The 3,009-nt window shown below is 60.2% G+C and carries 4 protein-coding genes; 2 read left to right on the top strand and 2 right to left on the bottom strand.

Features of this window, described 5'->3' with window-relative positions:
* Positions 1-736 precede the first annotated feature (736 nt).
* Positions 737-1,477: a hypothetical protein gene (locus G7Y49_RS11820; RefSeq protein WP_165174059.1), complete on the bottom strand. Its 741-nt coding sequence runs from the start codon at positions 1,475-1,477 to the stop codon at positions 737-739.
* 184 nt (positions 1,478-1,661) lie between these two features.
* Between G7Y49_RS11820 and G7Y49_RS11815 the strand changes: the two genes are divergently transcribed.
* Together G7Y49_RS11815 and G7Y49_RS11810 are read left to right on the top strand one after the other, a co-directional pair.
* On the top strand, positions 1,662-1,982 hold the full coding sequence (locus G7Y49_RS11815) for a type II toxin-antitoxin system Phd/YefM family antitoxin (RefSeq protein WP_165173480.1): 321 nt from the start codon (positions 1,662-1,664) through the stop codon (positions 1,980-1,982).
* Positions 1,979-2,143, top strand: coding sequence for a type II toxin-antitoxin system RelE/ParE family toxin (locus G7Y49_RS11810; protein WP_165174057.1), 165 nt, complete (start codon positions 1,979-1,981; stop codon positions 2,141-2,143). Before G7Y49_RS11815 ends, G7Y49_RS11810 begins: the two co-directional genes overlap by 4 nt.
* A 114-nt stretch (positions 2,144-2,257) precedes the next feature.
* On the opposite strand, the gene G7Y49_RS11805 is transcribed toward G7Y49_RS11810, so the two are convergent.
* On the bottom strand, positions 2,258-2,806 hold the full coding sequence (locus G7Y49_RS11805; protein ID WP_165174055.1) for an ATP-binding protein: 549 nt from the start codon (positions 2,804-2,806) through the stop codon (positions 2,258-2,260).
* Positions 2,807-3,009 lie beyond the last annotated feature (203 nt).

Here is a 3,009-nt window from a genome sequence, read left to right as displayed (position 1 = left end):
CATGGTCGTCTTTGCCATGCAGGGTGATTATGGGAGCGTTCAGCAATAAGCACACTTGTGCTTAAGAATTAGCGTCATCGTGCTCAGTATATTGCGGAACAGTGCTCAGGAATTGGCGTAGGAATCATGCTGAAGAACAAAGAAAGGAACCTCCACTCGAAGGGCGCTTGGAAAGGTCGCGGGGATGCTGAGGACGGGCGAGGCGGATCCTGCGGCGGGGCTCTTGCGGGCGGCCGCCGCCTGCGGAATTGCGCGCGAGAAGCAAGCCGAGAGAGTCGCGCGGCATCTGGAGAACAATCGCGACTGCATGGGGTCGACGGGCCTTCCTTGGGCACCATCGAGTCGGGCAACCGCGCATCTGCGGAGCGAGGATGGACCCTGTGCCCTGCGCCTGGTCGGTCGAAGGGGGATCGGGCATGGCCCGCATCTTGTCAAGAAGATCCTCTGGACATGTCAAACACGGGCAGGGGAATCTAGCTCATAAAGACCCCCATCAATTCTACGCCGTCGCCGCTCGTACTCGGATATGACTTTGAGCAAAGTCATTTTGCCTCTCCTCTCACAAATCACGGACAGCTCTCCTCGGCTTTCCGTTCGCCCATAGCCTACATGATACCGTTTGCCCGGTTGCGGAGTCGCACCTCACGGCTTACTTCCAAAACCCTTTGACTCAGGTATCCCCCGACTTGCCATCATGGGTTTTAAGCGGACTCGATTCTCGCTCAGGCAAGAACCGTTAGTAGCACTTCTTGCAGGGGCCGTGTCCAAGCCGTTGGGCCTCATCGACCGAAAGCTGACGCGTTCCCTTCATGTTGCTATAGTTGGGAGACGAGTGGTACTTCTTGCCATTTCCGCTTGCGGCGACGTACGCGACGGCAGCGTTGGGAGACGTTGCGGCGGCGCTCTCCTGCTGCTGGCGCGCGCTCTCAGCAGCGCGGGCAGCCTCAGCCTCGGCGGCGGCCTTGCGGGCGGCTTCGGCTTCGGCGGCAGCTTGCTCTTCGGCGGCCTTGCGGGCGGCCTCGGCCTCGGCTTCTTGCTGGGCCCGCGCCTCGGCATCTTCCGCGACTTTTTCTTCCGCCCCAGCCTTTGCCGCCTCATCGTCATCTGAAGAGCCCGTCGCTTCTTGGGCTCGATCGCTCGATTGCGCCGTCAGGCTGCTCGAGCTGATCGAGCTGCTCGCCGAATCCTCGGAGCGCCCGACATCAGGACAACCAGCAAAGCTGACGCAGAGAACAAACGCCAGGATTGCCGAAATCGCCAGCTTGCCTCGAGGTCTCTTCGCAACGCGCTCCTTCAAGACAGTTTGCAGGATGCGATGATTAAACCACAGTTTACAGAAAAAGGACGGAGAGCCAGGGTCAGATGCGGCATGCGGGCGGCTCAGCCCGGCAAGCAGCTGCCAGAGAGACAGGGGGGCGGGCAAAGCGGGGTCGAAGGCCCGCGTGCGCAACATGTTCAAGAAGACCGGCCACTCCATCCGCCAGGACCTCATCCAGAATTTCCGGAGGGGGGTGAGGGAGACAGACTATAAGCCTCACGTGAGTCCTGCAGCTCAACACGCATAAGGATTAGGGAGGCACGCGCATTGCGGAGAGCCGTCTACGATGGTAGAGTTTACATCGTGATATTTTTCGATACATCTGCTGATCTTAGGAGTCGACATGGGACAAGCGGACGTTCTCGACAGGCTCGTGCCCATCACGAGCTTCAACAAGGGGCACGCGTCCAGGATCTTCGAGCGGGCCAGGAGCGCAGGGCCCCTGTTCGTGCTGAAGAACAACGCGCCCGAGGCCGTCATCGTGTCGCCCGAGGAGTTCGCGCGCATGTCGGAGGCCGAGGAGAACTACGCGCTGCTTCTCGAGGCCGCCGAGCGCCTCGAGGCCAACGCGGGGAGGCCCGGCACGCCGATGGCCGACGTCATGGAGGAGCTCGGCATCACCGAAGCCGAGCTCGACGCCGCCGAGGACGTGGAGCTCGCATGAGCTGGGAGGTCGAGTTCCTGGACGAGGCCAGGCGGGACATGCGCAGGCTGGACGGGGCGCAGCGCGTGCTCGTGCTCAAGGCGGCTCGGGAGGTAGTCCCGGATCCGCTGATTCCCTGGACCTATCGTCAACGCGATTATCGGAAAGGCCCGCTGTCCTGATATGTGGTATAAAGCACCGTTTTACCTGGTCTGACCCCGCGCGGCAGTCGCCGCGGGGTCCGCCGAACATGAGGACTCTTACGCCCGAGTGCTTGGCGAGATTTCTAGCGGGCTTTAGCTCTTCTTGGAAGCTGCGTGCTCGCGCATGCTCACATTACCCACCTCGATGCATGCAGCGTTGTGTGCGATGTGATCTGATACGGGCTCAGCGCGTGCTCCTCCGCCCATGCGTCGATGCCAGTTCTCGATCCCGTACTGCGGGCAGCAGATCGTCGACGAGTTGTCGCAGCAGCGCTCCGTCACCTCGAGTAAGAAGTGCATCTGTTCCTTCGCCGGCTTATCGATAAGGCGCTCGTCCATTATGAGGACCTTGTGGGCTGCATACTTGCCGAGGATCTTCTCCTCAGGCCAGCCCGCGTCCATCTTCTCGGAGCGATAGGTCAGCATGTCGGGCATGCGCACATAGAGGGTCTTCGATCCGCGCCTGCAAGCCTGCTTGCCAAGGGCGCGGGCAAGGTGGCTCTTACCCGCGCCCGTGAAGCCCTCGAGGATGAAATGTGAAATCAGTGGGCGCAGACGGCGTGAACGATCACTCCCAGCCCAGCTTTGCTGGGATTTCGGCTTTTCTGAATCTGGTGTTGTTTTTGCAATTTCTGCCTCCATTTTGGGCCCGGCAACACAACTTAGATGGTAAGTCGTGTTGCTCTCCTGCCCTGACCTGGGGTATTGCGATTTCATACTGCTGCTCTCATGCTTGATGTCTGCTTCCGAGTAAATCTATTGACGACGATTTCCGATAACGCGGATACCACAGCGTATCGGAAGCGAAGAGTTGAAGGGTGCAAGGCGCTGGCACCGCCTTGCAC

The sequence above is a fragment of the Adlercreutzia sp. ZJ242 genome (assembly GCF_011038995.1).
Taxonomy (GTDB): domain Bacteria; phylum Actinomycetota; class Coriobacteriia; order Coriobacteriales; family Eggerthellaceae; genus CAAEEV01.
Note: the sequence above shows the minus strand (reverse complement) of the source record. Positions and strands in the feature narration are given on the sequence as shown.